At 64.9% G+C, this 23,409-nt stretch carries 25 protein-coding genes and 1 pseudogene; 15 read left to right on the plus strand and 11 right to left on the minus strand.

The features are described from left to right. Positions 1–164: 164 nt before the first annotated feature. Entirely contained in the window at positions 165–1,700 is a 1,536-nt protein-coding gene (eccD, locus tag B4400_RS02495; protein ID WP_078308593.1) for a type VII secretion integral membrane protein EccD, read from the plus strand. Beyond that, complete coding sequence (gene mycP / locus B4400_RS02500; protein ID WP_078308592.1) at positions 1,697–3,139, plus strand: type VII secretion-associated serine protease mycosin; 1,443 nt, start codon at positions 1,697–1,699, stop codon at positions 3,137–3,139. Before eccD ends, mycP begins: the two co-directional genes overlap by 4 nt. Before the next feature lie 17 nt (positions 3,140–3,156). Here the strand turns inward: mycP and eccB are convergent, their stop codons facing one another. Beyond that, positions 3,157–4,635 (minus strand): type VII secretion protein EccB, encoded by a 1,479-nt coding sequence (gene eccB / locus B4400_RS02505; protein WP_078308591.1) that lies wholly within the window; start codon positions 4,633–4,635, stop codon positions 3,157–3,159. 205 nt (positions 4,636–4,840) lie between these two features. Here eccB and eccE point away from each other — a divergent pair, with 205 nt between their 5' ends. Beyond that, positions 4,841–6,475, plus strand: a complete 1,635-nt coding sequence (eccE, locus tag B4400_RS02510) for a type VII secretion protein EccE (RefSeq protein ID WP_078308590.1) — start codon at positions 4,841–4,843, stop codon at positions 6,473–6,475. Between the two features lie 13 nt (positions 6,476–6,488). Here the strand turns inward: eccE and B4400_RS02515 are convergent, their stop codons facing one another. Next, the gene (locus tag B4400_RS02515; RefSeq protein WP_078308589.1) at positions 6,489–7,043 is read right to left on the minus strand and encodes a CGNR zinc finger domain-containing protein; all 555 of its coding nucleotides are present in this window, start codon (positions 7,041–7,043) and stop codon (positions 6,489–6,491) included. Positions 7,044–7,115: 72 nt separating this feature from the next. Between B4400_RS02515 and B4400_RS02520 the strand changes: the two genes are divergently transcribed. The 5 genes from B4400_RS02520 to B4400_RS02540 all read left to right on the plus strand — a co-directional run bounded on the left by B4400_RS02520 (position 7,116) and on the right by B4400_RS02540 (position 11,278). Continuing rightward, positions 7,116–8,168, plus strand: coding sequence for an EamA family transporter (locus B4400_RS02520; protein ID WP_078308588.1), 1,053 nt, complete (start codon positions 7,116–7,118; stop codon positions 8,166–8,168). A gap of 1 nt (position 8,169) precedes the next feature. Continuing rightward, on the plus strand, positions 8,170–8,820 hold the full coding sequence (locus tag B4400_RS02525; RefSeq protein WP_078308587.1) for a cutinase family protein: 651 nt from the start codon (positions 8,170–8,172) through the stop codon (positions 8,818–8,820). Between the two features lie 10 nt (positions 8,821–8,830). Next, a complete protein-coding gene (locus B4400_RS02530; RefSeq protein ID WP_078308586.1) occupies positions 8,831–9,820 on the plus strand; it encodes an alpha/beta fold hydrolase in 990 nt (329 codons plus the stop codon). 132 nt (positions 9,821–9,952) lie between these two features. Next, the gene (locus B4400_RS02535; RefSeq protein ID WP_078308585.1) at positions 9,953–10,504 is read left to right on the plus strand and encodes a cutinase family protein; all 552 of its coding nucleotides are present in this window, start codon (positions 9,953–9,955) and stop codon (positions 10,502–10,504) included. Between the two features lie 57 nt (positions 10,505–10,561). Continuing rightward, on the plus strand, positions 10,562–11,278 hold the full coding sequence (locus tag B4400_RS02540) for a cutinase family protein (RefSeq protein WP_078308584.1): 717 nt from the start codon (positions 10,562–10,564) through the stop codon (positions 11,276–11,278). On the opposite strand, the gene truA is transcribed toward B4400_RS02540, so the two are convergent. The 9 genes from truA to B4400_RS02585 all read right to left on the minus strand — a co-directional run bounded on the left by truA (position 11,279) and on the right by B4400_RS02585 (position 17,342). Next, positions 11,279–12,163 (minus strand): tRNA pseudouridine(38-40) synthase TruA, encoded by an 885-nt coding sequence (gene truA, locus B4400_RS02545; protein ID WP_078308583.1) that lies wholly within the window; start codon positions 12,161–12,163, stop codon positions 11,279–11,281. A 3-nt stretch (positions 12,164–12,166) separates the two neighbouring features. Further along, on the minus strand, positions 12,167–12,727 hold the full coding sequence (gene rplQ, locus B4400_RS02550; RefSeq protein ID WP_078308582.1) for a 50S ribosomal protein L17: 561 nt from the start codon (positions 12,725–12,727) through the stop codon (positions 12,167–12,169). Between the two features lie 59 nt (positions 12,728–12,786). Continuing rightward, a complete protein-coding gene (locus B4400_RS02555) occupies positions 12,787–13,839 on the minus strand; it encodes a DNA-directed RNA polymerase subunit alpha (protein WP_030096739.1) in 1,053 nt (350 codons plus the stop codon). Positions 13,840–13,916: 77 nt separating this feature from the next. Then, a complete protein-coding gene (gene rpsD, locus B4400_RS02560; protein WP_078288360.1) occupies positions 13,917–14,522 on the minus strand; it encodes a 30S ribosomal protein S4 in 606 nt (201 codons plus the stop codon). Between the two features lie 16 nt (positions 14,523–14,538). Beyond that, the gene (gene rpsK, locus B4400_RS02565) at positions 14,539–14,955 is read right to left on the minus strand and encodes a 30S ribosomal protein S11 (RefSeq protein ID WP_078308581.1); all 417 of its coding nucleotides are present in this window, start codon (positions 14,953–14,955) and stop codon (positions 14,539–14,541) included. Between the two features lie 4 nt (positions 14,956–14,959). Further along, positions 14,960–15,334 (minus strand): 30S ribosomal protein S13, encoded by a 375-nt coding sequence (rpsM, locus tag B4400_RS02570; protein WP_030096736.1) that lies wholly within the window; start codon positions 15,332–15,334, stop codon positions 14,960–14,962. Positions 15,335–15,489: 155 nt separating this feature from the next. Next, positions 15,490–15,603 carry a 50S ribosomal protein L36 gene (gene rpmJ / locus B4400_RS02575; RefSeq protein WP_003886927.1) on the minus strand — a complete coding sequence of 38 codons (114 nt, stop codon included), beginning with the start codon at positions 15,601–15,603 and terminating at the stop codon, positions 15,490–15,492. Positions 15,604–15,631: 28 nt separating this feature from the next. Continuing rightward, the gene (gene infA / locus B4400_RS02580) at positions 15,632–15,853 is read right to left on the minus strand and encodes a translation initiation factor IF-1 (RefSeq protein WP_003418601.1); all 222 of its coding nucleotides are present in this window, start codon (positions 15,851–15,853) and stop codon (positions 15,632–15,634) included. 205 nt (positions 15,854–16,058) lie between these two features. Then, entirely contained in the window at positions 16,059–17,342 is a 1,284-nt protein-coding gene (locus B4400_RS02585) for an FAD-dependent oxidoreductase (RefSeq protein ID WP_078308976.1), read from the minus strand. Positions 17,343–17,435: 93 nt separating this feature from the next. Between B4400_RS02585 and B4400_RS02590 the strand changes: the two genes are divergently transcribed. From B4400_RS02590 to B4400_RS02620, 7 genes and pseudogenes are all read left to right on the plus strand, one after another. Then, a complete protein-coding gene (locus B4400_RS02590) occupies positions 17,436–18,527 on the plus strand; it encodes a SecDF P1 head subdomain-containing protein (RefSeq protein WP_139359949.1) in 1,092 nt (363 codons plus the stop codon). A gap of 72 nt (positions 18,528–18,599) precedes the next feature. Next, a complete protein-coding gene (locus B4400_RS02595; RefSeq protein ID WP_078308579.1) occupies positions 18,600–19,112 on the plus strand; it encodes an NfeD family protein in 513 nt (170 codons plus the stop codon). Between the two features lie 61 nt (positions 19,113–19,173). Beyond that, entirely contained in the window at positions 19,174–20,685 is a 1,512-nt protein-coding gene (locus tag B4400_RS02600) for a flotillin family protein (protein WP_078308578.1), read from the plus strand. A 29-nt stretch (positions 20,686–20,714) separates the two neighbouring features. Then, entirely contained in the window at positions 20,715–21,539 is an 825-nt protein-coding gene (locus B4400_RS02605; protein ID WP_078308577.1) for an LLM class F420-dependent oxidoreductase, read from the plus strand. A 20-nt stretch (positions 21,540–21,559) separates the two neighbouring features. After that, complete coding sequence (rfbB, locus tag B4400_RS02610; RefSeq protein ID WP_078308576.1) at positions 21,560–22,555, plus strand: dTDP-glucose 4,6-dehydratase; 996 nt, start codon at positions 21,560–21,562, stop codon at positions 22,553–22,555. A 1-nt stretch (position 22,556) separates the two neighbouring features. Further along, the gene (locus B4400_RS02615) at positions 22,557–23,174 is read left to right on the plus strand and encodes a dTDP-4-dehydrorhamnose 3,5-epimerase family protein (protein ID WP_078308575.1); all 618 of its coding nucleotides are present in this window, start codon (positions 22,557–22,559) and stop codon (positions 23,172–23,174) included. A gap of 45 nt (positions 23,175–23,219) precedes the next feature. Further along, positions 23,220–23,409 (plus strand): annotated as a pseudogene (locus tag B4400_RS02620) (hypothetical protein); the annotation flags it as partial.

Consider the following 23,409-nt stretch of genomic DNA (forward strand, 5'->3'; position numbering starts at 1 on the left):
GTTATATCCGGTGCCGCAACGAATTCGCTCACACGATCGCCAGGGCCGCTGGTTGGTCGGCTGACGTTCGCCTGTATGCGCCGAACCGCTGGCGGCGCTCAGGCGCGTTCGGCTAGTGTGCATGCGCAAAGATCAATGACCGTGGGGGCAGGTAGGGGCACAGCATGACACATGCGCAGTCGGGCGCCGAGCAACGTTCGGCGGTTCTCGAACTGTGCCGCGTTTCCATTCAGGCTGACCGCACTCAGGTCGACCTGGCGCTGCCGACGAGTGTCCCGCTCGCCCTCTTGGTCGGCTCTGTCGTCGACATCATCAACCAGCATGTCGGTGTCCCCGAGCTGACCAGCCCAGGGGACGCCGTGGAAACGCATTGGCGTTTGTCCCGGCCTGGTCAGCCGCCACTGCAGATGTCCAGCACCCTTGGGGAGTTGGAGGTTCGCGATGGCGATCAACTCATCCTCACCACCTCCGATGTCACCGCACCGGATCCGCTGTTCGACGATGTCTTCCTCGCCGTGTCCACATTTCGTACCGTGTCGGCACATCCGTGGAGCCGCACCGCCGCTCGAATACTCGGCGCTTCCGCGTGCGGACTGGCCGCGGTGCTCGGCGCCACGGCGCTCCTACGCGCGGGCGCGACAAATCCCGGCCTGCTCCTTCCGATCATCGCCGTCGCGATCGCCTTGGTGGCGATGACCGCCGCGGTCTTCGCGAACAGGGTTTACGACGATTCGCTCGCCTCCGTGACGCTGAGTCATTGCGCCGTCGGCTTCTCCGCAGTGGCGGGAGCGCTGTTCGTGCCGGGAAAGTACGGCGCCCCGCACGCGATGCTGGCACTGATGGTCGCGATGGTCGTATCCATCCTCGCCATGCGCGCGACCGGCACCGGCACGATGTCACTCGTCGCGGTCGCGTCGGGATCACTGCTCGGGTTCGCGGCAACGCTGGGTTACGTGCTTTTCGAGCCGTCGATCTACAGCCTTGGGGCCGTACTCGGCGCGGTCGGAATCTGCTCGGTGGCCCTTTCGCCGCGTGTGGCAATGGCTCTCGCTCGACTACCCCTTCCCCCGGTGCCCACACAGGGCGCACCATCTCGTCCCGAACATTCGACGGCCCCGATCGAAGCCATCGAGGGTCTGGATGGACTGGATACCGAGGCTGACAACGTCGAGGACGCCACGGCGCTGCCGCCGCTCCCCGATCTGCGCGAGAAGGCGCTGCGAGCGCACGCAGTGCTGACCGGGCTGGTGTGCGGAACATCCGCCGCCACCGCAGCGGGCGCCATGCTCGCGGCGCTGACCTTCCCCGGTGCAGGCGACCACCATCCCACCGGCGCACACCGATTCAGTGGTGTGGTGCTGGCGGGATTGATCGCGCTGGCGATGATGCTGCGGGCGCGCTCGCATGCCGACCTCGCGCAGACAGTGGTCATCAACCTGGGCGGCTTGGCCATTCCCGTCGCGGGATTCGCGTTCATCGCCATCGCGTACCCGACAGCCGCCGTGTTCACTACGGCAATGATGGCGATCGCGGCCGGTTCGGCCATCGCCCTCGGCTTCCTGGTGTCGGCGCGCAAGTACTCCCCTGTCGCACGTCGCACAGTGGAGATCATCGAGTACATCGCGCTGTCGCTGATCGTTCCCGTGGCCGTCTGGGTATGTGGTGTGTACAGCGCCGTGCGGGGATTGAACCTGCCATGAACCTCGGCGTGGCCCGCCGTATCGCCACCGCTGCAGCCGTTGCAATGTTGGCGATGTCCTCACAGCTGGCGACCGGTTCGATGCACATGCTCGCGACGGCACACGCCTTCGCTCCACTTCCGGTCGATCCGAGCATGCTTCCCGGCCCGCGGCCTCCCGGTCCCATCGAACCCACGGAGCAGAAGGAACTGTGCCGATTCCCCGGCATCGATCCCAAGCGCGACCTCAACAAGGTGCCCGCGCAGCAGCGTGGACTGGATCTGCCGTTGGTCTGGCAACTGTCGCGTGGTAGCGGCCAGACGGTCGCGGTGATCGACACCGGCGTGGCGCGCAGTCCACGCCTACCACCACTCATCCCCGGCGGAGACTACGTCTTCGAGGGCGGCAACGGCACTCAGGACTGTGACGCGCACGGCACCATTGTCGCCGGAATCATCGCGGCCGCACCGGATCCCACGGGAGCAAGCGCGTTCAGTGGCATCGCGCCCGATGTCAGTCTCATCACCATTCGGCAATCCAGCGCGAAGTTCGCAGTGAAGAACAAGAGCGGCGGAAACGACAGAGACGATCCCTCCAAGATCAGCGGCGTCGGAAACGTCGACACCCTGGCGATGGCGGTGCGCACCGCCGCGGACCTCGGCGCGACGGTCATCAACATCTCCGAGGTGGCGTGCGCCTCCGCCAAACAATTCCTGGACGATCGACCGTTGGGCGCCGCACTGCAGTACGCCGTGGATGTCAAGAACGTCGTGGTGGTGGTCGCCGCGGGAAATGTCGGCGAGGGGCAGTGCAAGAACCAGAACCCACCGCCGGACCCAGCTCGACCCAATACCCCGGACTGGGATGCCGTCCTGGAAACGGTGAGTCCGGCGTGGTACAACGACCTCGTCCTCACGGTGGGCTCAATCGGCCCGGACGGGCAACCCTCCAAGTTCAGCCTCGGCGGCCCCTGGGTCGATGTCTCCGCTCCCGGTGAAGACATCCTCTCCTTGGATCCCAACCGTGATGCGCTGACCAACGCCTACATGGGCGAGCAAGGTCCGGTACCGATTCAGGGCACCAGCTTCTCCGCGCCGGTCGTCAGTGGCGTTGTCGCGCTGGTACGTTCACGTTTCCCTCAGTTGAGCGCTCGTGAGGTCATGGACCGCATCAAGAACACTGCGCACCGCCCGCCGGGCGGCTGGGACCCCTATCTGGGCTACGGGATGGTGGACGCACTCGCCGCGGTCAGCGACGACCTCGGCACCACAAGTGATCTCGCCCGGGCCAACGCGGCGAAAAAACTGCAGCTGCCACCTGCGCCTGCACCCGCCGACCCGCGGCCGCGGCATGTAGCGTTGATCGGAATAGCAGTCTGCGCGGCATTTCTCGCCGCGGCGCTGGCGATGCTGGCGCCGGTGCGCAAGCTGCGGCAAGGCCGGGACAACTCCACCGACTAGCGCCGGTGGCGTGCGGTTTACGCGGGCGCGGTGCTCGATGTTGACGGATTGATCGCCAAACCTGTTTTGTCGGGAGGCATTCCGTCGTGCTCGACGAGCGCGTCTTCCTTGCTCAGCCGGGGCCCTGGCGGGAGCAGCCCGACGACCGGCCACGGTGCCGGAACCGGTTCAACCGTGAGGCCCAGCGATTTCGCGGCCTCCAGGTTACCGATACCGAAGCGCACGCCGGTATCGAGGATGAGATAGAGAGACTCCGCACGCCCGGTGTCCCCGCCCAGGCCGGTGGAGCGGATGAAGGCGCTACGCGCGGGCGGAATGTAGGCAGTGTCGACGTTGAGGCCCTCCTTGTCGGCCTGTGCTAGCACAACCGGTACCTGATCGGTCTTCAACGGCAGCGAGTTTCCCATCAACACTTTGGTGGTGGCGTGCTCCTGCGTCTTCTCCTGTCCGGGCTTCCAACTGCTGCACAGCACCGACTTCTCCGGGATGTCCACGATCTTCCCCGCGCGTTCCGGAAATGTCTGTACCGCAAGCTGGTTGAGGCTGGGATACCCCGAAATCACGTCGGGAGCCACAGCGACGATGTCCTGCGCACCCTGGGAATCGGAAAATCTGATCAGATCCGCGGTGACCTCGTTGACGCGTTGCACTCCACCGGAGAGCACGACGTAGTACTCGGCGGAGTCCGCCCGGCTCATCTTGATGACCGACCCCACCCGAACGCCCGCGGTTGTAATAGGCGACGGCCCTCCAGCGTCCGGGATGGGCGGCGGAGCGATAGCCGGTACCTCGGGCACGGCATTGAGTACGGACATCGAGATCGGCCGCGGCGTCACACCTTCGAGACGCAGCGCGCGGGTCACCGCGGGATTCGTCAGGTCGACCGCCGCGCGCTTGCCGTCATAGAGCAGGTACATCTGGCTATTCACCGTCACCAGGGCATACCTGTCGTTGGGCATCTCCTGGTTGCCGTTCTCCAGGGTTACCTTGCCCGCGATTACCGTGGTGGTGACGGTCGAGCTGGGCGGGGGTGTCGCGACATCGCACACCGTCCAGATGGTGTCGTCACCCGTCAGCGGCGCCGAAATGGATGCTGGCGCACCGGGAATCCCGACCAACGGGCCACGGCGCGCCTTCGCCAACTCCGAGTCCTTGACCGGCTTGGGATTCTCGTTGTTTCCGGAGATCAGTCGCGCGGACGCCAAATTGAGGGCGGGATGAAGTGTGTCCTGGATCCGGACGTAGACCGCGCCGGTGTCCTTGGCCATGACAATGGGCTGATCACCCAGCGGCATGTTAGGCCGAAAGAACGCCAAGATCGCACAGCCGGCAACGACGACGGTGGCCAGCACAATGCCGACCATGAGCGAATTGGACTGCGCCCGCATCGGGTCGTGGATCATTCGGACGTCACGGCGAACCAGCGCGTGCTCCATACGCCGCACGAGGAACCGGTACCCGCTGACCTGCAACCGGGTTGTCGGTTGTCGCGCCATCGTCCCCCTCCAGGAAATCTGCGAAACTCGCATCTACAACCTAGTGATGCCACCAGGCCGGCCCCCAGATCTTGTTAGATCCTACGTACGGGCCACACGGCCATGCAGCCTATTGCAATACTGGGCAACCACGATAGGTTGCGGGTGGCAGCCGCGGGCCTCAGTCGGGTGGGTGCGGCACAACGGCGGGACAGAAGGGGGAAAGGTGACCTCGAGCGGGGCGGCTCCCGAGCAGGTACGTCGGGCCACGATGCCGATCCAGATCATGGTGATCTCGCAGCTGCTGATCCTCGCCGCAGTCCTGATCTCATTACTGTTCGGCTGGCCGTGGTGGGCAGCACTACTGATCGCGATCGTGTCCTTGGCACTGGTCCTAGGCCGATGGGGAGGTCAGACCGTCAGACATTGGGCGGTTACCGGATTCAAGTATCTGACGGGCCGCACTTACCGAAGCTCGGGCAGCATTGCCGACACTCCCAGCAGCCAGGACAGCTGGACCGGAACCCGTTGGGAGAACGGAAAACTCATCACGGTACTGGAGGTCAGTGCAACCCAGCGCCACCCCTCGGTCATCACCCCGGATCACTGCGCCACCGACTCCCTGGTGCCTCTGCGTGTACTGCGGGAGTGCATGCATCAGAACGATATTGAGCTCGAAAGCATCGATGTCATCAGCAATGGCCAGCGCACGGCACAAGGAACAGTATTGCGCGGTGGATACGACCGACTGGTGGGCCCGCTGCCTGCCGTCGCCATCCGCACCGTCTGGGTGGTACTTCGGTTTGACCCCGGCGTGAACGTCGACGCGGTATTCCGACGCGGGGGCGGCCGCCGCGGTGCGGAGAGGTGCGCCGTCATCGCCACGGCACGAGTCCGGCGGGCACTGGCGGCCGCCCACTGCGCCAGCACCATCCTGCAGGCCGGACAGATTCACCGGATCAGCGCCGAAATGCTCCGCCAGTACGCGGGCGCGCCCATGCACGAGGAGTGGAGTGGGCTGATGCTGATCGACTCCTACAACGTCGCCATGGGAATTGACCCGTGGTACATCACCGATGCCACCCTGACGGGATTGTGGGCCCGGCCGACGCTGGAGACCACCGTGACCGTTCGGCTGCGCCCCGCCACGAAGGGCCGCACATCGGTTGGCGCACTGGTTCGGTGGGCAACTGACGAACAACTCCCCGTACGCCACTCCACCGGAATGACCTCACTCAACGGCAGCCAGCGTGATGCGTTCTTCGCCGGACTCCCCGTGGGCGCCATCGGGCTGGAGTATCTGACCCGCAGCATCGAGATGAGCAACGAGGAGCTCGACGGCATTCATCTGCCGACATCGGGCTGCGGACAGTTGATCGGATCGGATATGTCGGGCCGCGCGATCGCGGCGCGGCTGTCCGGGCTGGGCGTTCACACTGTGGTGGTACGCGCCGAGCTCTACGTATGCCAGCAGGTGGTGCTGAGATCGGTGGCGATCGGCGCGCTCGTGGTCGTCTACACCGACCGTCCCCACATGTGGGATGTCATGGTGACCTCGATTGGCGACGCCAATCGCATCCAATTTGCCAGTGGCCCGGGCTTTATCGACCCCCGATGCACCCTGGCCGTCGTGGACGGCATGCAGCCGACCGCGTTGCCCAGCAACTGCACGGCCGTGCACATCATCAGCAGCGAGTACGACGCGCTTCCGGCCCGGCCGGATGTCATCATCGACCAGCCCAACGGCTACGGCGACCACATTCTCCTGACCGCGGGCGGGGAAACCATCCAGGTCCGCCTCGTGACGGTCAGCGATGAGCTCGCCTACCTGGGCCGACCGATCCAGGCCTACGCGCAGTAGAGCTTTCGCGCCACTAGGGCTCGTCGCGTATACGCCCCCGATAGGCGGCCACATGCTGCCGGTTACCGCAGTTCCCGGTGTCACAGAACATCCGGGACCTGTTGCGCGACAAGTCAACCAGGACAGCATCGCAATCCGGTGCGGCGCAGGTCTTCAGGCGTCGCTGCTCGCCCGTGCGTACCAGGTCCGCGAACACCATTGCGGTCTCGGCACCGAGACGGTCCGCCAGTGGCGCATCACTGGCAGCCATATGCAGATGCCAATCGGGCTCCTCGACATGCCGGGTGAGCCAGGGTGAGGCGTGGGTATCGGCGAGCAAGGCGTTGACCTGCCGGACCACATACTCCTCATCGTTGATATGCCCCCAGATATCGCCCAATCGAGTCCGTAGCGCCTTCACGGCCCGCAGTTCCGCCTCGTCGCCGTCGCGCCTGCCCGTCCAGCCGTACCGATCCAGAAGCGGCGGCAGCGCGCCCGGATCCGGGAGTAGCTCCCGGTCATTGCGCGCGGTGTTGATCAGCTCAGCAGCCGACTTCAGCCCTTGCTCCGCGTCATGAGTGAAAAGCATTTGACACCTGACATCCTTCACTTATACCGTCATGACCATATTCGATTTTACTCATGACATGCGGGAGGTGCGGTGAACGACAAGGCCAATTTTCGGGCCGGCGTGATACTCGCCCTCGTCTCGGCCGCGACCTTCGGCTTTTCCGGCCCCTTCGCCAAGTCGCTGATGGCGGCCGGCTGGTCCCTGACCGCCGTCGTCACCGCGCGCCTGGCCACCGGCGCCGCAGTCATGGTCGTGGCAGCCTGCATCGCGGCCCCCGGCTGGTTCGCCGAGGCCCGGCGCCACGCCAAAGTCGTTGTGCTCTACGGAATCATTCCCGTCGCCGGCGCCCAATTCTGCTATTTCGGTGCGGTCAGGCACATGTCGGTCGGCGTGGCGATGCTCCTGGAGTTCCTGAGCCCCATCCTGGTGATCGCCTGGATCTGGCTGTCCACACGGCAACGCCCGCATGCCCGCGTGCTCGCCGGCGCGGCACTCGCGCTAGTAGGAATGCTGCTGGTGCTCAACATCTTCAGCGGCTCCCGCGTCGAGCCGGTGGGGGTGCTGTGGGGACTGGGAGCGGCGGTCTGCGCCGCGTACTACTTCATCTCGTCACACCGGGCGGGCGGCAAGGCACAAGGGCTGCAACCGATCACCCTGACTACCAGCGGGCTGCTCGTCGGAACGGTCGCGGTGGGAGGCTTCGGGCTGACCGGCATCATGCCGATGACCTTCTCCACCCAGGCTGTGCAGGTCGCGGGCTGGCATGCGCCGGTGTACGTGCCCATCCTCATTCTCGGGGTAGTCACCACCGCGATCGCGTACCTCACCGGTATCGCCGCCATTGCCCGACTCAAACCGAGCTACGCGTCGTTGATCGCGCTCACCGAGGTGCTGTGCGCGGTGATCGCGGGATGGGTACTCCTCGGGGAAACCATCGCGCCCATCCAGTACGCGGGAGCCGCGGTCATTCTCGCCGGACTGGTTCTGGCACACCGGGGTGCGGATACCCCTTCGGACCCCGAATCCAGCACAGCCGGACACACAGCTTCTTTACCCGCGGGATTGAAATCACATGGCAGTGACAGCGAATTATCCGTAACCTCGGTGTGTGACGCTACAGCCGAATCCACGCCCAGCCAGTAAGTTGCTTACCGCCGCCGCCCGCGCGGCGGTTGTTTCGGTTGCGGCAATCATGTTGACCACGGGTCTCGCGGTCCTTCTCCCCGCCACCGCCTCGGCGGCCTGTCCGAATGTCGAGGTGTCGTTCGCCCGCGGCCGCAGTCAGCCGCCCGGTGTCGGAAACATCGGCGACGGCTTCATCAGTGCATTGCGCAATCGCGTCAAAGACGTTGGCGTTTACGCGGTCCGATACGACGCCAACACCGACGTCAGCGGCGGAGCCAACGATTTGAGCGCACACCTGCAGTCGGTGGCCAACTCGTGCCCCAACACCAAGCTGGTTGTCGGCGGGTACTCGCTAGGCGCCGGGGTTGTCGACACCGCGCTGGGTTTCCAGGGTCCCGTCTCGATCGGAGACTTCTTCAACTTCACCAACCCGGTTCCCCCCGAGGTCGGTGACCGCATCCGGGCGATTGTCACCTTTGGCAACATCGTCAACCGCTTCGCCCCCATTCAGAATCTGGCCGGCGCCTACTCCGATCGCGTCCTTGACCTGTGCAATGACGGCGATCCCGTCTGCATGGCCGGCGACAACGAAAGCTGGAAGTCCCACACCACGTACCCGCCGGCACTCTTTGCGCAGGCTGCGGACTTCGCGGCCGCCCGGGTGAACTAACGTCGCCCGGGTGACTGTTTCCCAGATCACCCACCGTCAGCTGCATGTCAATGGAATCGACATGCACGTCGCCGAACAGGGCGAAGGCCCGGCGGTTGTTCTGTGCCATGGCTTTCCCGGGCTCTGGTACACCTGGCGCCACCAACTGGCCGCACTTGCGGCGGCCGGATATCGGGCCATCGCACCGGACATGCGCGGATATGGACGTACAACGGCGCCGCGGGACCCTACGGCCTATGACCGCGGCACCACGGTCAACGACCTCGTGGGCCTGCTCGACGCCCTCGATCTGCCGGACGCGGTGTTCTCCGGGCACGATTTCGGGGCACATCTGGTGTGGGACATGCCCGCCTGGGCAGGGGATCGAGTCCGTGCACTGATCCAGCTGTCGGTGCCACGTACCCGACGGCTCCCGGTCAAGCCGAGCATTGGCTTCAACTACCTTGCCTCTCAGCACTTCACGCATCTGGAGTACTTCCAGGAGCCGGGCGTAGCGGAGTCTGAGCTGAATACGCGGCCAAAAGCCTTCCTGGCCACGCTGTTCCACGCGCTCAGCGGAGCGAACCGCTATCTGGATTGCTGGGATCACCCGGCGCAGGTGGATGGCAAGCGCAATGGCTACCTGGACGTACTACCGACTCCTCCTCCCCTGCCCTGGAATTGGCTGTCCGAACAAGATCTCGACTACTACGCGGCAGAATTCACGCGCACAGGATTCACCGGCGGCCTCAACTGGTATCGGGCCGAGGATCTGGTGTGGGCCCAGAACGAGCACCTGCAGGACACACCCATCGGCATACCGGTGGCCTTCATGGCGGGATCGGCCGATCCGGTGCTGGAAATGCTTGGTCGCGACCCGATGACGGCGATGGCCGATCTGGTTCCCGGGCTGAGGTCGGTTCTGATCGTCGAGGGGGCCGGGCACTTCGTGCAAATGGAGCGGCCCGACGCGATCAACTCCGCGATGGTCGAGTTCCTGGCCTCGCTTCCGCCCAGGTGACGCGACCCATACCGCACCGACATGACAACTAGGTTGACTTACCCGTAGCATTCGCGTGTGACGACGCACAGTGCTGTTTCACCTGCAATCTCGCACGTCCGGCGGCCCGGATATCTCCTCGCTGCCCTGCTCATGTTCATCGGCCTGGTGACCATTTCGCAGCCGGCGCCCGCGAGCGCCGATCCGTGCGCCGCGGTGGATGTCTCGTTCGCCCGCGGCCGTGATGAGCCGGTCGGTCTGGGCCGTGTGGGTCAGGCGTTCGTCGACGCCCTCGGGTCCAAGGTCGGCAGCATGAACGTCTACCCCGTCAACTACAGCGCCGGACTGCTCTCCACCGGAGAAGGCGCCGACGACCTGCGTGGACACCTCAGCGACGTCGCCGCATCGTGCCCCAACACCAAGCTGGTGATCGGCGGGTACTCGATGGGCGCAACCGTCGTGGACGACATCGCCAACAACCCGCCGCCGGACGTCGCGGGCCGGATCAAGGGCATCGCGACGTTCGGGAACATCGACCGTCGCGGTGGCGGCATGACCGGGCCCCTCGCCGGACGGTGGATCGACCAGTGCAATCCCGGCGACCCCGTCTGCCAGGAGGGCGGCCGCTCATGGACCGCGCATCAGACCTACGAGCAGACTAATCTGCCCTCGCAGGCCGCATCGTTCGTGGCGGGCAAGCTTTAGCACGGGCACAGTCCACGAAACGGCGCGCAGGAACTTGCTGACCCGTAGCATCGTGGTGTGACCACGCATCAGCGGGGCACGAGGGTCGGCGTTGTCCTGAGTTATCTTGTCGCCCTGACGGTGTTCGCGCTGTCAGCGGCGAATGTTGTCGGACTTGTCTATGCGTTACCTCAAGCTGCGGCAGATCCGTGTTCGGATGTCGACGTCTCCTTTGCGCGGGGACGCAAGGAGCCCGTCGGGTTGGGCCGAGTCGGCGATGAGTTCGTGGACTCCTTGACCCCACGCATCCAGGCCACCGGCGCCAGCATGAACGTCTACCCCGTCAACTACGACGCGGGTATTTTCTCGGCCGGCGGCGGAGCCAACGATCTCAGCAATCACCTGCAATCGGTGGCCGCCAGCTGTCCGCGGACAAAGTTCGTCATCGGCGGGTACTCCATGGGCGCCGAGGTGATCGACACCATCATCGGCGTCCCGAACGTCGGAATCGGGTTCAGCCGCCCCCTGCCTCCCGCGGTGGGCGATCGCGTCGTCGCCATCGCAACATTCGGCAACGCCACCCACCGAACCGGTGGCCCACTGAGCGGTATTGCCGGCGTATTCGGTTCTCGTGCAATCGATCTGTGCAATCAAGGAGATCCGATCTGCATGGCCGGACCCAACAACAGCTGGGATGCCCACACCTCATACGAACGCACCGGGCTACCCGCCGAGGCCGCGGCCTTCGTCGCCTCGAAACTCAACCGGCACGGCGAAGCCGAGTCCGCCGAGTAGTTAGTCCTGCCGCACTCGAATGTCGCGGGTGATCAACACGCGCGCCGCCATCTCATCGTCTGGCGGATAGTCGACACCGACCAGCGTCAGTCCGCGCGCCGGCGCTGCAGCGAAATCGCTTGAACGCCTTTCTTTCTTCAGCAAGTCGGCGCACCACTGCACCGGCCGCCTACCCTCCCCCACGACCAGCACCGCACCCACCAGCGAACGCACCATCGACCAGCAGAACGCGTCGGCACTCACGTGCGCGGCCAGTTGATGCCCGTCGACCGTCCAGTCGAACCGCTGCAACTCGCGGATCGTTGTGGCACCGTCACGATGGCGGCAGAAGGCGGCGAAATCGTTCAGCCCCACCAGTTTCCGCGAGGCCTCCGCCATGGCGCCGACGTCCAGCGGACGGTGCCATCCGACGACCTCATGCCGCGCGAGAGGCAGCACTCCGAATGGAGCCGTCGATATCCGGTACTCGTAGTGCCGCCGCAAGGCAGAGAACCGTGCATCGAAATGTGCCGGGGCGCGGCAGATATCGAGCACACGCACGTCTTTGGGCAGGAAGCGCGACAGCCGCCGAATCAGCCTGCCGAATTCGGGCGCATCCACGGAGCGGGATCTGCCGAGAATTTCCGGTAGCCGGGCGTGTGGGATGTCCAGATGCGCCACCTGGCCTGTCGCATGCACGCCCGCATCCGTACGCCCGGCGGCGTACAGCGACACCGGCTCGCCCACGATGGTCGTGAACGCCTCACCCAGCACCCCCGCGACCGTGCGCTGGTTGACCTGAGTCGCCCAGCCCGCGAAATCGGTTCCGTCGTAGGCGATATCGAGCCGTAAACGAACCAGCCCGCCACCGTCTCCGGTAGCGGGCTGGTTGTCAGAGGTGACCAAAGGTCACTCCTTCTTGTCTGCGTCCTCGGCCGTGTCAGTCGCGGCGTCCGCCGCACCTTCGTCCTCGGCGGCCGCATCATCGGCAGTGTCGGTCTCGACCTCGACGGCGTCCTCGGCAGGAGTCTCCTCGGCCTCGGCAGCGGCCGGAGCCTCAGCCTGCTTGGTCGAAGCGACCCGGCGAGCCCGGTCGGCCTCGGAGGTGACCGTCTTCTCCTTCACCAGCTCGATGATCGCCATGGGCGCGTTATCGCCCTTGCGGTTCTCGACCTTGATGATGCGGGTGTAGCCACCGTTGCGATCGGAGTAGAACGGACCGATCTCGTCGAAGAGGGCGTGGACGACGTCCTTATCGCGGATCTTCTTGAGCACCTCGCGCCGGTTGTGCAGATCACCCTTCTTGGCGTGGGTGATCAGCTTCTCGGCGTACGGCCGCAGCACACGGGCCTTGGTCTCGGTTGTCTTGATCCGGCCGTGCTCGAACAGCGCGGTGGCAAGGTTGGCCAGGATCGCCTTCTGGTGTGAAGACGACCCACCGAGCCGCTGACCCTTCTTGGGCTTGGGCATTGCAACTATCTCCTATTCGGGGCCGGCCCCCGTATCAGGTAGGGCCGGGACGGATTGTGTTAGAGCTGTTCGGTTTCGGCGAAGTCCTGATCGCCATCGAAGTCGTACGAACCGGTGTCCGACCACGTGCCGGTGGCAACGTCGTATCCGGCGACCTCGGACGGATCGAAGCTGGTCGGGCTGTCCTTGAGCGACAGGCCGAGCTGATGCAGCTTGATCTTCACCTCGTCGATGGACTTCTGGCCGAAGTTGCGGATGTCCAGCAGATCCGACTCGGTGCGGGCAACCAGCTCGCCGACGGTGTGCACACCCTCGCGCTTGAGGCAGTTGTACGACCGGACGGTCAGGTCCAGGTCCTCGATGGGCAGCGCGAACGAGGCAATGTGGTCTGCCTCGGCCGGCGACGGCCCGATCTCGATGCCCTCGGCTTCGACGTTGAGTTCACGTGCCAGGCCGAACAGCTCAACCAGCGTCTTGCCTGCCGAGGCCAGCGCGTCACGCGGGGTGATCGAGTTCTTGGTCTCCACGTCCAGCACTAGTTTGTCGAAGTCGGTGCGCTGCTCGACGCGGGTGGCGTCGACGTTGTACGTCACCTTGAGCACCGGCGAGTAGATGGAATCGACGGGGATACGGCCGATCTCAGCACCCGAGGCCTTGTTCTGCACGGCCGGGACGTAACCGCGACCGCGCTCGACGACGAGCTCGATCTCCAGCTTGCCCTTGTCGTTCAGGGTCGCGATGTGCATATCGGGGTTGTGCACGGTCACGCCGGCAGGCGGCACGATGTCACCGGCGGTGACGGCGCCCGGTCCCTGCTTGCGCAGGTACATGGTGACGGGCTCATCCTCTTCCGAAGACACCACGAGGCTCTTGAGGTTCAGGATGATGTCGGTGACGTCTTCCTTCACCCCGGGAACGGTGGTGAACTCGTGCAGCACACCGTCGATCCGGATGCTGGTGACCGCCGCGCCCGGGATGGACGACAGCAGGGTGCGCCGCAGCGAGTTGCCCAGGGTGTAGCCGAATCCCGGCTCCAGGGGCTCGATGACGAAGCGCGACCGGTTCTCGGCCAGCGTCTCCTCGGACAGGGTGGGTCGCTGAGAAATCAGCATTCTTCTTCTATCTCCTTCTCGGCACCCGCTATTTGATGCCGGTCAGTGAGGGCAGCCCGGATAGGCGGCCCGACTTCTTACTTCGAGTAGAACTCGACGATCAGCTGCTCGGTGAGCGGCACATCGATCTGCGAACGCTCGGGGAGCTGGTGCACCAGAATGCGCTGGCGCTCGCCAACAACCTGCAGCCAGCCCGGGATGGGCCGGTCGCCTGCGGTCTCGCGTGCGACCTCGAACGGCAAGGTGTTCAGCGACTTTTCCTTGACGTCGATGATGTCGTACTGCGACACCCGGTAGCTGGGCACATCGACCTTCACGTTGTTGACCGTGAAGTGACCGTGCGACACCAGCTGGCGGGCCATCCGGCGGGTACGGGCCAGGCCGGCCCGGTACACGACGTTGTCGAGACGGGTCTCCAGGATCTGCAGCAGCTGCTCACCGGTCTTGCCGGAGTGCCGGTTGGCCTCGGCGTAGTAGCGACGGAACTGCTTCTCCATGACGCCGTAGGTGAAGCGAGCTTTCTGCTTCTCCTGCAGCTGCGTGCGGTATTCGCTCTCCTTGACCCGCGCGCGGCCGTGCTGGCCGGGAGGGTAAGGACGCTTCTCGTACGCGCTGGAGCCACCGACGAGGTCGACGCCCAGACGACGGGACTTGCGAGTGACGGGTCCGGTATAACGAGCCATTTAGTTCAAACCTCCCTTAGACCCGGCGCCGCTTGGGCGGACGGCAACCGTTGTGCGGCTGTGGAGTGACATCGGAAATCGCGCCCACTTCGAGGCCCGCGGCCTGCAGCGAACGGATGGCGGTCTCACGGCCGGAGCCGGGACCCTTGACGAACACGTCGACCTTCTTGACGCCGTGTTCCTGAGCCTTGCGAGCCGCGTTCTCGGCAGCCAGCTGCGCGGCGAACGGGGTCGACTTGCGCGAGCCCTTGAAGCCGACGTGACCGGACGACGCCCAGGCGATCACGTTGCCCTGCGGGTCGGTGATCGAGACGATCGTGTTGTTGAACGTGCTCTTGATATGAGCGGCGCCGAGCGGGATGTTCTTCTTTTCCCGGCGACGGGTCTTCTGCGCCTTCTTGGGGCCCGCAGCGCCCTTCTTTGCTGGTGGCATGGTTTTACCTGGCCTTCTTCTTGCCTGCGATGGTGCGCTTCGGCCCCTTGCGGGTACGCGCATTGGTCTTGGTCCGCTGACCGCGCACCGGCAGGCCACGACGGTGGCGCAGGCCCTGGTAGCAGCCGATCTCAATCTTGCGGCGGATGTCGGCCTGCACCTCGCGGCGCAGGTCACCCTCCACCTTGAGAGAGGCTTCGATGTATTCACGCAGCTGAGTCACCTGATCATCGGTCAGATCCTTGCTGCGCTGTTCGGGGCTGATGCCCGTGGCGGCCAGGATCTCCTTGGAGCGGGTCCGGCCAATGCCATAGATATAGGTGAGCGCGATTTCCATACGCTTATCGCGCGGTAGGTCAACGCCTACGAGACGTGCCATGCGGCAGTTCCTCTTTCATTCAACGAAGGTCTGTTCCCAGTCCGCCCCCTCTAGGTTGGGGCCCCGGCCTCCGTTCCGGGGGTGTCTGTCCGGCGTACCCGGTCAGTGGTTCTGGGAGGTCATCATTCAGTTATGTGTGGGCTTGGCCTGACGGCTTAGCCCTGCCTCTGCTTGTGGCGAGGGTCCTGGCAGATCACCATGACCCGCCCGTGCCGGCGAATAACGCGGCACTTGTCGCAGATCGGCTTGACGCTCGGGTTGACCTTCACGTTCTTCGATCCTGTCTTGCGGTTGTAGTTACTTGTACCGGTAAACGATCCGACCGCGGGACAGGTCGTAGGGAGACAACTCCACCACCACTCTGTCCTCGGGCAGGATGCGGATGTAGTGCTGCCGCATCTTGCCGCTGATGTGGGCGAGCACCTTGTGTCCGTTCTCCAGCTCAATGCGAAACATCGCATTGGGCAGGGGTTCGACCACCCGACCCTCGACCTCGATGGCTCCGTCTTTCTTAGCCATATCCTCCGCGATTCTGATTGCCTGCCCCGGCTGTCGCCGGCATGACACGGCAAACTTTACCGACCCTCGAACGTGAGCCGGTAACAGGAAAGTCCAGGACTGGGCACGCAGATAGTCGGCACGTAAGCCGCACCGTTGGTCAAGGATACCCGCGTAACGCCCCCAAACCAAACCGGCGAAGGGGGCGGCCACTGCCCCGCCCACCTCAGGACCAGGTGACTCCCGACCTGCTGATATGCGGAATCGCCGTGGGTCGCACCAGACCCGCTGTCAGCCAGGCACCCGCGATCCAGATATGAGGCGCGGATTTGGCCGCCATCGTGCGTCTGGCCCGCATCGATACGTCCGAACCGTCCAGAACTCGCTGCGCCCGCACGGACAGCATCCGGTTACGCACTCCCGACCGGCGCCGCTCCCGAGCGCTCCTGTTGATCGCCAACCAGGCCGCGGCGAGATCGCTGGACTCGCCCAGCGCCTCCGCGATGGCCTCCGCGGCCGCGACCGCGTCGGACACACCCGAGTTGAGGCTGCGGCCGCCCAAGGGGGCGAACTGATGGGCGGCCTCACCCGCGAGCAGCACCCGGCGATTCACGTCGGTGTAGCTGGCAGCTACTCCCTGAACGGTCTGATGCACCTCGACCGACCTGATGTGATCCGCATACCAGGCATCACCGGTGAGCGCCGTCACCCACGAACGCACCTGCTCGGTCGTCGGTGTCTCCGCGTCGTTGGACAGGAACTGAACATCGAGGCGCAGACCGTCCGGGTACGGCAGGCGAATCGCGTGACGCCCGCCGAGATCGGGATGGTGATATTGGATCTGCACGGGCAGATCCACCGTGACACCGTCCGGATGCGGTTCGACGTCGATCACCACAGACGGCGGCGACGGCGGTCGCGCCGACATACCGATGCCCAGCGCCTGGCGAATGGCCGACTTGGAGCCGTCGGCGGCGATGACGTAGCTCGCGCGCAGCCGGTCTCCGCTGGCGAGGGTGAGCCGTGCGCCGGTGTGGTCGGTACTGATGTCGGTGACGGCGACCCCGCAGTGGTACTCCACGCCCAGATTCAATGCCTCAGCAAGTGTCTCTTCCTCAATGGTGCGCTGCGACAAGCTCATTCCCCATGCCGCGGGGTTCCACGGACCAGGAATTCGCGACGGAGCGTACGAGGACATGACGAATACCGGACGGCCCTGATAGAAGGTTTGGACGCCATGGACCGCGAGCGCCGACTGGCGTAGCCGCGCACCCAGTTCGGGTGCCACCCGGTCATATCGCCGTAACGTCGAGTGCCCGACGAAGGTCGCGCAGTTCCGGTGCCGCTGACGTTCTTTCGAACCCGCGGCCTCCAGCACAACCACGCGAATTCCCTGGCGCGCCAACAAGGTGGCAGCGAGCAACCCGACAGGACCGCCGCCGACGATCACCACGGCATCATCGGTGATGTCCCGACGCGCGTCCGCGGATACTGCCGCTAGGTGAGGCACCCCATGACGGTACCGCGCGTGGCCAATCAGGCGCCCATCGAGATTTGGGTCCATATATTGGGGCCATCACATACCGGCTGAGGGGGATGCCAGATGACGATGCCGCAACCGCAGTTCGGCCATCCAGAGGCCATTAGGCCCAACGATGGACCGTCGACTGTTGTGCGTCTGCTGGTGGTGCCGCTGCTGCTGGTATTCGTCCTCGGCTACGGTCTGGCCGTCTTCCTCACCAGGGATGTCTGGCACAACTCCCGCGAAGGCACCCGCCTGACCTTTACCGCTCAGACTTCGGACGGAGCAGCTCCGCCAGCGGCCATGGTGGCGGAAACCGCAAATGTGGTCAGGGAACGACTCAGAGGTCACGGGGCGACCGTTGCGGTCCAAGGCAGGGATGTCGTCGTCACCGTTCCGGGCCGTGACGTGACGCCAGCTGCCCTGGGCAGCGTGATCAAGACCGGCCGCCTCTACATCCGGCCGGTGGTGCAGATGGTGCCGGCCCAGCCGCAAACCTCACCCCTCCCGCCGAAACCCGCCGACCCTTCTGCCATCGAGTTCGAGAAGCAGATCCGCCAGACCACAGACCCCCGCATGCAGCTGCTCGCGCTGCAGGTTCAGGCCACACGCTGCCATGACCCGGATCCACTAGCGGGTAGCGACGATCCCAACCTTCCCCTCATCACCTGCGGTACTGACAGCGTTGGCGGGGCCGCGGCATACCTGCTCGACCAGTCGATTCTCAGCGGTGCCGATATCGCGAAGGCATCCTGGGGGCTCGACGAACAGCGCGGCGTGTACGTGGTCAGCATGGAATTCACCCCGAAAGCCGCACAGGTGTGGGCCGACTTCACCAGCCGCCATTGGCAGCAGGGCACGCAGACAGCGTTCATCGTGGATACACAGGTCATCAGTGCACCGGCGATTCGTGAACCAATCGTCGGGGGCACAGTCGAGATCACCGGACACTTCACACAGCAATCCGCACGCGAGCTCGCCGAGATCCTCGGTTCCGGCCCGCTGCCAGTGCCCTTGATTTTCACGTCGTCGTCAGAGGGAATCCTCGGGGCGACAACGATGTCCAAAGTGTTGCGGGTGGCGATCGTTGGGCTGGGCGTTGGCATCACCGCAATCGTGATCGCGGCGATGATCTACCTAGCGCGGCGCGCTCCTGACCACGTGAGCACGTAGCCAGCAGGACCGATTCGTGGTACCTATGTCGGTAGTGGCGAACATCGGCGTCGGCAACGGGGAGGGGGGCGAGTGGACGGTCTGACGATCGGGTACCTCGCGGCCTTTGCGGTCGGCGGGATAGCGGTGCTCTCGGCGCTGCTGCTCACCGATATCGGCCACGGCGATGGGATGCCATTTCTGAGCCTGACCTCGGTTTCTGCCGCACTGACGGGTGCGGGCGCCGGCGGATTCGTCGGCTCGGCCCTGGGCATCTCAGTGCTGCCGACAGCAATCATCGCCGGCGTGTGCGCTGTTGCGCTGGTGTCGATCCTGCAACTTTTCTTGACGTATCTGCGACGCCAGCAGGCGAACTCGCACTCGGGGCGCGCGTCCTATGTCGGACGACTCGGCACGGTGACCCTGAAGGTGCCCCCGGGCGGCGGCTGGGGGGAGATCGCGTTCACCGACGCGGACGGCAACCGGGTGCGTTCACGGGCGATCACCGATGAGCCCGAGGGGCTGGCCAAGAACGCCGCCGTCTACATCGCCGACGTTGACTCCGAATACCTGCACGTGGTCAGCGTTCCCGAGGCACGTCTCTGATGACCCCTCCACGTCACACCGTTAGTTCACATCACGAGTTCACACCACAAAGGAAACCCGCATGAGTTCGCTTCTCATCATCGTCACCATCGCCATCGCGGCGCTGGTCATCTTCGTGGCGCTGCCGCTGGTCTACGTACGCAACTACATCAAGGTGCCACCGAACGAGGTCGCGGTGTTCACCGGGCGCGGCCAGCCGAAGGTGGTGCGCGGTGGTGCCCGTTTCAAGATGCCCGGCATCGAACGGGTGGACATCATGTCGCTTGAACCGTTCAACGTGAACATCAATCTGCAGAATGCGTTGTCCAACAACGGTGTTCCGGTCAACGTTGAGGCCGTAGGGCTGGTGCGCATCGGATCGAACGACGAGGCGGTGCAGACCGCCGTCCAGCGCTTCCTCACCGCGGATCTCAGCGAATTGCAGCGTCAGATCAACGAGATCCTGGCAGGCAGCCTGCGCGGCATCACCGCCACGATGACCGTCGAGGACCTGAACTCCAATCGCGACTCTCTGGCGCGCAGCGTCGTCGAGGAGGCCGGCGGCGATCTCGCCCGCATCGGCATGGAGGTCGATGTCCTCAAGATCGCGGGCATCTCCGACCGCAATGGATACCTGGAGTCTCTCGGCCAGCGTCGCATCGCCGAAGTGCGCCGCGACGCGACGGTCGGCACTGCTCAGGCCGAGCGGGACGCACAGATTCAGTCGGCTCAAGCCCGGCAGGCCGGCTCCATCGCGCAGGCCGAGGCCGATACCGCGATCGCCTCCGCCAACCAGAAGCGCGACGTGGAACTGGCCCGCCTGCGCGCGCAGACCGAAGCCGAGAACGCCCAGGCAGACCAGGCGGGCCCGTTGGCCCAGGCCCGGGCCGAAAAGGACGTGGGTATCGCCCGCGAGCAGGCGGAGGCCGCGCGCATGCAGGCCCGCACCGAGGTGGAGCAACGTCGTACCGAGCAGGCCCAGGCCGCGTTGCAGGCCGACGTCATAGCCCCGGCCGAGGCACGTCGCCAGGCCGACATCGCGATCGCGGAGGGCAGCCGACAGGCCGCGATCCTGAAGGCGCAGGCCGATGCCGAGGCCGAGCGGCAGAAGGGTTCGGCAGAAGCCGACGCCCGCAAGGCAGCCGCGGACGCCTTCCGGATCGAGCAGCAGGCTGCCGCCGACGGCACCAAGGCCAAGCTGATCGCCGAGGCGGATGGCATCAAGGCCAAGCTGCTGGCCGAGGCCGACGGTAAGAAGGAAGTCGCCGCGGCACTCAATGCCTACACGCCGGAGGCAGCCCGACTGCTCACACTGCCGGACATCCTGGCATCGGTGGTGCAGGCAACCGAGGCCGCATCAAAACCGATCGGCGAGATTGAAAGGCTGTCCATCATCGGCGGCTCCGGCGATACCCAGGACGCGTTGGGCACCCTTTTAGGAGTAAGCCCGCAGGCAGTGGCGAAAGTGATTGAGAGCCTCAAGATTTCGGGCATCGATGTGGCCGACCTCCTGAACCGCACCCAGCAGGTCAAGGAATCCGCGTCCCCTGCCCCCGCGCCCGCGGCGCATCCGGAAGGATGGGTGGAGGAATAGCGACACCTCCTGCGAAGTTGGGACGCGACATGGGCGAATCGAACCTCAACCGGTATGGAATTTGGAACGGCGGTCCGGTCACACCGGAGCAGGCGAAGGCCATCGAGGATCTCGGCTACGGCTCGGTATGGATCGGGGGCGTGTTCACCTCAGATCTTGCGTACGTAGAGCCGCTGCTCGAAGCGACCGAGAATCTCACGGTCGCGAGCGGCATCGTGAACATCTGGACCTCGCCCGTCGAGGAGATAGCCGCCGCTTTCCATCGCATCGAAGCGAGTTACCCCGGGCGGTTCCTGCTCGGCGTGGGCGCCGGGCATCCCGAAGCATCGGCCGAGTACCACAAACCGTACGACGCCCTTGTCGAATACCTGGACGGGCTGGATGCCGCGGGCGTGCCGAGGGACCGCCGGGCGCTGGCCGCACTCGGACCCAAGGTGCTGAAGCTGTCCGCGGACCGGACCGCGGGCGCGCACCCCTACCTGACGACACCAGAGCACACCCGAGAGGCTCGAGCGATCATCGGTCCGGACGCCCTGCTCGTTCCCGAGCACAAGGTGGTGCTCAGTACCGACCCGGAGAGCGCACGGGCAATCGGCCGGCGCACCGTGGATTTCTATCTCCAGCTGAGTAACTACGTAAACAACTGGAAGAGACTCGGTTTCAGCGACGAGGACGTCACGTCGCCGGGAAGTGACACATTCATCGACGCCGTGGTGGCGCACGGAACCGCCGAAGAAATCGCCGCGCGTTTGCACGAACACCTTGACGCCGGCGCAGACCAGGTGCTCATCCAAGTTCTGGGTGACAAGGGGTTGGTCGACACGTTGACCTCGTTGGCGGACACGCTTCGGTAATCCCCTACTAGGGTGAGTGCATGCGAATTTTGGTGACCGGCGGCGCCGGTTTCATCGGAGCCAACTTCGTACATGCGACCGTCCGGGAGCGCCCCGACGTCTCGGTGACGGTCCTCGACGCACTGACCTACGCAGGCACTCGCGAATCGCTGGCCCCGGTCGCCGCCTCGGTCGAGCTGGTACAGGGCGATATCTGTGACGCCGAGACGGTGGAACGGCTGGTCGCCGACAATGACGTCGTGGTGCATTTTGCCGCGGAAACGCACAACGACAACTCGCTCGCCGACCCATCACCATTCTTGCGCAGCAACATCATTGGCACCTACACCCTACTGGAGGCGGTGCGGCGCCACGACGTGCGGCTGCACCACATCTCCACCGACGAGGTGTTCGGCGACCTCGAACTCGATGACCCGAATCGGTTCACCGAGACCACCCCGTACAACCCGTCGAGCCCGTACTCGGCGACCAAGGCCTCGGCGGATCTGCTGGTGCGCGCCTGGATGAGATCGTTCGGCATCCGCGCGACGATCTCCAACTGCTCCAACAACTACGGGCCGTATCAGCATGTGGAGAAGTTCATTCCGCGACAAATCACCAACATCCTCACGGATCGCAGGCCACGCCTCTACGGTGCCGGCGCCAATGTTCGGGACTGGATTCACGTCGACGACCACAACAGCGCGGTATGGCGCATCATCGAGGCGGGCGCCATCGGACGTACGTATCTCATTGGAGCAGACGGAGAACGAGACAACCTGTCGGTGCTGCGCACCATTCTCGAACTCATGGGCAAGTCGCCGGACGATTTCGACCACGTCACCGATCGCGCCGGCCATGACCTGCGTTATGCCATCGATCCGACACCGCTGCGTGATGAATTGGGCTGGAAGCCAACACATGGCGATTTCACCGGCGGGCTGGCCGCCACCATCGAGTGGTATCGGGACAACGCGGATTGGTGGCGTCCCATCAAAGATGCCGTGGAATCGCAATACGCCGCGAGGGGGCAGTGACGTGAAGATCCGTGAACTATCGGTACCCGGCGCCTTCGAGATCACCCCGGTGCAGCATCACGACAGCCGGGGCGTGTTCCTCGAATTGTTCAAGGGCGCAGCGCTTGCCGAGGCCATAGGCCACCCGTTCGACCTGCAACAAGCCAACTGCTCGGTATCGGCGGCCGGGTCACTACGCGGAATACACTTCGCCGACGTGCCGCCGGGACAAGCCAAGTACGTCGCCTGCCTGACGGGGTCCGTGTATGACGTCGTGGTCGACATCCGCGTGGGGTCACCGACGTTCGGCGCCTGGGACGCAGTACTTCTCGACCCCCAGGACCGCCGCGCCGTATATGTGCCGGAAGGGGTGGGCCACGGGTTCCTGGCACTCGAGGACGACTCGACGGTGGTCTACCTGTGCTCCGCCGGATACGCCCCGGGCCGTGAGCACGGCGTCAATCCGCTGGATCCCACTGTCGGGATCGCATGGCCGACCAGCCGCCCCGACGGCACCGAGTTGTCACTGGTTGTCTCCGAAAAAGACAGTGCCGCACCATCATTAATCGATGCCAGAGACTCGGGCCTACTCCCGGTCGCCAGCGAGGTTGAGGCCTTCCTAGAGAGCCTCTCTCACTGATCGACGAATCTATCCACGCCACCGCGTGTTTGCTAAAGTCCCTACATGACGCAACCGCCTTCCGGGCCGCCGCCCTCGGATCCCGGGCCGCCGGAGTACCCGCAGTACCCGACGCCAACGGGCCCCGGGTACCCACCGGTCGGGCCGCCACCGGCGGGCGGATATCCACCCGTTCCCCCCGCTGGGGCCCCCGGGGGCCGGGCCGGATCCCCACCCCGCTGGCGCGGTATCCAAA

The sequence above is a fragment of the Mycobacterium sp. D16Q13 genome (assembly GCF_002013375.1).
Classification (GTDB): domain Bacteria; phylum Actinomycetota; class Actinomycetes; order Mycobacteriales; family Mycobacteriaceae; genus Mycobacterium.

What these genes read in the sequence shown, in the direction of transcription:
- eccD (WP_078308593.1), top strand. Translation starts at nt 165, where the DNA reads ATGACACATGCGCAGTCGGGCGCCGAGCAACGTTCGGCGGTTCTCGAA.
- mycP (WP_078308592.1), top strand. Translation starts at nt 1,697, where the DNA reads ATGAACCTCGGCGTGGCCCGCCGTATCGCCACCGCTGCAGCCGTTGCA.
- eccB (WP_078308591.1), bottom strand. Translation starts at nt 4,635, where the DNA reads ATGGCGCGACAACCGACAACCCGGTTGCAGGTCAGCGGGTACCGGTTC.
- B4400_RS02515 (WP_078308589.1), bottom strand. Translation starts at nt 7,043, where the DNA reads ATGCTTTTCACTCATGACGCGGAGCAAGGGCTGAAGTCGGCTGCTGAG.
- B4400_RS02535 (WP_078308585.1), top strand. Translation starts at nt 9,953, where the DNA reads ATGTTCATCGGCCTGGTGACCATTTCGCAGCCGGCGCCCGCGAGCGCC.
- rplQ (WP_078308582.1), bottom strand. Translation starts at nt 12,727, where the DNA reads ATGCCCAAGCCCAAGAAGGGTCAGCGGCTCGGTGGGTCGTCTTCACAC.
- B4400_RS02555 (WP_030096739.1), bottom strand. Translation starts at nt 13,839, where the DNA reads ATGCTGATTTCTCAGCGACCCACCCTGTCCGAGGAGACGCTGGCCGAG.
- rpsD (WP_078288360.1), bottom strand. Translation starts at nt 14,522, where the DNA reads ATGGCTCGTTATACCGGACCCGTCACTCGCAAGTCCCGTCGTCTGGGC.
- rpsK (WP_078308581.1), bottom strand. Translation starts at nt 14,955, where the DNA reads ATGCCACCAGCAAAGAAGGGCGCTGCGGGCCCCAAGAAGGCGCAGAAG.
- rpsM (WP_030096736.1), bottom strand. Translation starts at nt 15,334, where the DNA reads ATGGCACGTCTCGTAGGCGTTGACCTACCGCGCGATAAGCGTATGGAA.
- infA (WP_003418601.1), bottom strand. Translation starts at nt 15,853, where the DNA reads ATGGCTAAGAAAGACGGAGCCATCGAGGTCGAGGGTCGGGTGGTCGAA.
- B4400_RS02590 (WP_139359949.1), top strand. Translation starts at nt 17,436, where the DNA reads ATGACGATGCCGCAACCGCAGTTCGGCCATCCAGAGGCCATTAGGCCC.
- B4400_RS02600 (WP_078308578.1), top strand. Translation starts at nt 19,174, where the DNA reads ATGAGTTCGCTTCTCATCATCGTCACCATCGCCATCGCGGCGCTGGTC.
- B4400_RS02605 (WP_078308577.1), top strand. Translation starts at nt 20,715, where the DNA reads ATGGGCGAATCGAACCTCAACCGGTATGGAATTTGGAACGGCGGTCCG.
- rfbB (WP_078308576.1), top strand. Translation starts at nt 21,560, where the DNA reads ATGCGAATTTTGGTGACCGGCGGCGCCGGTTTCATCGGAGCCAACTTC.